The organism is Magnetospirillum moscoviense (assembly GCF_001650635.1).
Lineage (GTDB): Bacteria > Pseudomonadota > Alphaproteobacteria > Rhodospirillales > Magnetospirillaceae > Magnetospirillum > Magnetospirillum moscoviense.
Genome location: NZ_LWQU01000026.1, coordinates 1 through 4,629, shown reverse-complemented (window position 1 = coordinate 4,629; position 4,629 = coordinate 1). Strand labels below are relative to the sequence as shown.

Genomic DNA, 4,629 nt, shown 5'->3' with positions numbered 1-4,629 from the left:
GCCTCGCTGTACGCCTCGCCGACACCCCAAGAAAGCGAAAACGCCAAGTGTGTGCGCTATGTTAACGCCTATGGGGGGGGGGGGGACGGCCCCCGCTCACCATCACGTAACCCCGGCGTTCCCGTCAGGTCTCGGCAATGTCCTCGACGGTCAGCAGGATCAATGGCCTGCCGCTGGACTTGCAGAAGATCCGGCGGCCGCTCAGTCGCATCTTGCGATGCCCCAATCCGGCAAAGACGTGCTCCACCTCAAGACCGTCGAAGCTTTGCTCTTGCGGCAAGATGGTCTCCAGCAACGTCCGCAGGGCCGGAATGTCCCATTGGCGGTTGCCCAGGGCGTAGATCGGCCGCCCCCGGGTCTCGGCCGGCACCAACCTGAACTCCTGATAGAACGAGCAACTGGCGGAGACGACGGCCAACCCTTCATCCAGCACCAGCATGGGCTTGCCGATGGCGTCGATGATGGCCTCGGCAATGTCGAAGCCTTGCCGCTCGGACGTCTCGGCGGCCTTGCGGTCACTGATGCCGGCAAAGGTCATCACCACGCCGTCGATGACGTTGTCCAGGGTACGATAGGGCTGGATGCGGGTCAGGTACCATTCGCCGGCGATGGTCCGGACCTCCTGTTCGTGGGGGATCAGGGTCTCGATCACCGTCTGCGCCCTGGCGAGGAGATCGTCGCCGTCCAGGTCGGATTTGATATCGGAGAGGGGGCGACCGATATCGGTTGCGACAACGCGGTAGACCTTGGCGGCCTCGCGGGTGAAGCGCCGTATCTTGAACCGATCATCCAGGAAGATGGTGCCGATATTGATGTTGTCGAGCAGGTTCTTCATGTCGTTCTGCATACCGGCCAATTCCTCGATCTTGGCCTGAAGCTCGGCATTGACGGTAACCAGTTCCTCATTGACCGATTGCAGTTCCTCCTTCGAGGTTTCCAGTTCCTCGTTGGTGGATTGCAGTTCCTCGTTGGTGGATTGCAGTTCCTCGTTGGTGGATTTGAGCTCCTCGTTCGAGGATTGCTGCTCCTCGATGGTGGCCTGGAGGTTCTCCCTGGTATAGGCGAGGTCGCGCTCCAGTTCCTCGACACGGCTGGGCTCGGCCGAGGTGGCGGACTTGCGCCGTCGTGACTTTTGGGGGGACTGGACGGGCAGATCCTGGAAGCTGACCAGCAATATCTCCTGGCCGGGTTCGAGGTCCGCCAACGGCCTTACCCCGAGACTCACCCGCCGCGGCTCGTCCGCCACCGAGAACAAGACGTCCCGGCCCAAGGTCGGGGCCCGCTGCCGGACCGCCAGATTGAGGGCGGCGCGGAGTTCCATTTGCAATCCCTCATGGGCCATGTCGACGACATTGAGGGTGGCCAGACCGGGCGGAGGCCGCAGATATTTGCCGGTATCGCCATGAACATAGAGGATATCGCCCCTGAGGTCGGTCACCACCGAGGCCGGGGCGAAGGACTGGACCAGGGCACGTCTGGTCAGCTCGGCGATGTTGACGTCCTTGGCCTTGATCATGACGTCCGCCTGGGGGCTGGCGGCGGGATCGGTGGCCCATGACAGGCTGCCCGCCATCGCCGTACGGACCGATGCGGTCGTTGGGGTGGCGCGATAGAACTTCCATTTGCGGCTGAGCGGAGAGAACAGATCGGTATGGCCGCCGATGCTTTCCGAGGGCGAAAGCAGCAGCACGCCACCAGGCTTCAAGGCATAGTGGAAGGCCGGAATCAGGCGCTTCTGCAAGTCCGCTTCCAGATAGATCATCAGGTTGCGGCAACTGACCAGATCCATCTTGGTGAACGGCGGATCCTTGATGACGTTCTGGATGGCGAAGACCACCATCTCGCGGATATCCTTCTTCACCCGGTAACCGGCATCCTCCTTGGCGAAGAAGCGGCGCAGCCGCTCGGGTGTCACGTCCTGGGTGATGTTGGGCGGATAAAGACCGGCCCGCGCCGTGGCGATGGCATCGTCGTCCAGATCGGTGCTGTAGAGTTGGACACTGAACGGGTGGCGGGCTTCCTCCATCACCTCGCGCAGAACCATGGCGATGGAATAGGCCTCCTCGCCGGTCGCGCAACCGGCCACCCAGACACGAAGGATGTAGCCGTCGGGCTTGTCGGCCAGGATTTGCGGCAGAACCTCGTTTTTCAGGGTCGCGAAGGCTTCGGGGTCGCGAAAGAAGCTGGTGACGTTGATCAGCAATTCCCGGAACAAAGCGTGCGCCTCGGCCGGCTGGTTCTTCAGGAAACGAGCATAGACCTCGGCATCCTCGATATTGTGCTGGGCCATCCGGCGCTCGATGCGCCGGCCGATGGTACTTTTCTTGTAGCCGGAGAAATCATGCCCGGTGACCGAACGCAGCGTCATCATGATCTGGTTCATGCTGCCGACGGTGGCCAGAGCCGGCGGCGCGGCGCCCCCCTTGACCCGATGCTGGCGGCTGGCCAGCAAGACCTTGGACATCCGCTCGGGCGGCAGAACATGGGTGGCGAAGCCGGCATGGATGGCGCTTTGCGGCATGCCGTCATACTGGGCGGTGGACGGCTCCTGCACCAGGGAGATGCCGCCATTGCCGAGAAGGGCGCGTAGCCCCAGGGTGCCATCGGTGCCGGTGCCCGACAGAAGGATGCCGATGGCCTTTTCCCCCTGATCCTCGGCCAGGGAGCGCAGGAACGCGTCGATGGGCATGCGCTGGCCGCGGACCTGCTCGGGAAGCCTTAGCAGCAGCGTGCCGTGGAACAAGGCCATCTCACGATTGGGCGGAATGACATAGACCCGGTTGGGCTCGACCACCATCTGATCCGTTACCTCGACCACCGGCATGGCGGTGGTCCGTTGCAGGATCTCGGTGAGGATGCTGGCGTGGCTGGGATCGAGATGCTGCACCAGCACGAAGGCCATGCCGCTCTCGGCCGGGACATGGCGGAAGAAGGCCTCGAACGCCTCCAATCCGCCGGCGGATGCCCCAAGGCCGACGATGGGGAAGGCGCCCGGCTGGGCCGTCGAGGCCTTTGGCTCGATTGTCACAAGGCTATCTCCTCAGTCTTGGACAAGACGACGATGGTTGACGGAGGGGCGTTGCGACGGGAGCCGCCCCGGTCACGGATCGGGCACGCTGAAATAGAAGGTAGAGCCGACATTCGGCGCCGAGTCCAGCCAGATATGCCCGCCATGACGTTCGATGATCTTCTTGCAGATGGCGAGGCCGATGCCGCTGCCGTCGTATTTGTCGCGGGTGTGGAGACGGCGGAAGATGCCGAAGATCTGCTCGAAATAGGTGGGATCGATCCCGATCCCGTTGTCGGTGACCGCGAACGTCCATTCATTTCCTTCGTGCCGGGCCGTCACGGCTATTTCCGGCGGACGCAGGGGATCACGATATTTGACCGCATTGCCGATCAGATTCTGGACCAATTGGGTGAATTGGGGGCGATCATAGATGATGACCGGTAAATTCTCCGCGCTCACCTTGGCCCCGGAGTCGGAAATGGCCATGGCGAGGCGCGACAGAGCCTCGACGATCGCGTCGCGGCTGTCAAACGTCTCTGCCGCTCGCCCGACGCGGCCGATCCGCGAGAATTCAAGGAGATCGGTGACCATCCCCTGCATCCTGTGCCCACCTTCGACCATGAAGCCGATATAGGCCTGGACATCGTTGTCGAGCGTGTCGTGAAACTTCTTTTCCAGCAACTGACCATAGCTGACCACCATGCGCAGCGGCTCCTGCAGATCATGTGCCGCCACATAGGCGAACTGTTCCAGGTCCTGGTTGGACGCCCGCAGTTTCGCATTGGCACTCCGCATCGCCTCGGTGGCGGCGTGTAATTCCTCTGCGGCCCTTCTGCGCTCGGTCATATCGGAAAGCGTCATCCGCAGGCCGGGAGATTCGCCCTGGGTCATGGCGCGGCAATCCAGGTGGCAGGGCAATCCGGTCACGTCGCCCCGCACCAAGTCCAAGTCTATTTCCTGGCCTTCGGCTTGGTCGATGGCCTGCAGGAAAAATCGATGCCAGCGGTCGCCGTCGTCTTGGGCGATGAATGAGGAGAAACGCGCCGAGAGCAGTTTGGCGCGATCGATCCTCAGCAAGCCGGCGCCGGTGAGATTGATTGCGGCGATCCGCCCGTCGCGGCCGAGGGTAAGATAGCCGACCGGGGCGAATTCGTAGAGTTCGATATAGCGGTCGCGCGATTCCTCCAATTCCTGCTGAACGCGGCGCAATTCGTCGTTCTGCAACTCCAGTTCGATCTGGTGCACCTGCAACTCGTGGACAAGCCGATCGCTATCCTGCCCGCCGGCCGGCAGTTCCCTGTTCGCCAGTTCTTCCGCTCGCCGGCGCAGGTCGGAGGTGTTCTCACGTTTTGGCACGGACCTCTCCCTTAACTCCGCCTATCTGGGCCATCCATCGGATGGCACGCGGGAGGAAACGAACAAGCGGGTCTTCTTAGAGTCTCTCATGGACAGGGCGACGATCCAATCGGAGACTGACCACCGGAACCGGCGATGGCGAAAAAAAAGGATCTCGGTGACCGGGGGTTAGGGTGAGGCGTGCATTAGACCCTATGTTCGCCCCCTGAAACGGCTGGCGGTCCGTCCCACGGCATGTCCCAATCGAGGGTTGCGCCGGACAG

Annotated in this window: 2 protein-coding genes; both read right to left on the bottom strand. The window is 62.3% G+C overall.

The genetic code is table 11. From position 1 onward, the window contains the following. Positions 1–124: 124 nt before the first annotated feature. Complete coding sequence (locus tag A6A05_RS01635) at positions 125–3,028, bottom strand: chemotaxis protein CheB (protein WP_245644128.1); 2,904 nt, start codon at positions 3,026–3,028, stop codon at positions 125–127. Positions 3,029–3,100: 72 nt separating this feature from the next. Then, the gene (locus A6A05_RS01630) at positions 3,101–4,366 is read right to left on the bottom strand and encodes a sensor histidine kinase (protein WP_245644126.1); all 1,266 of its coding nucleotides are present in this window, start codon (positions 4,364–4,366) and stop codon (positions 3,101–3,103) included. Positions 4,367–4,629: the final 263 nt, after the last annotated feature.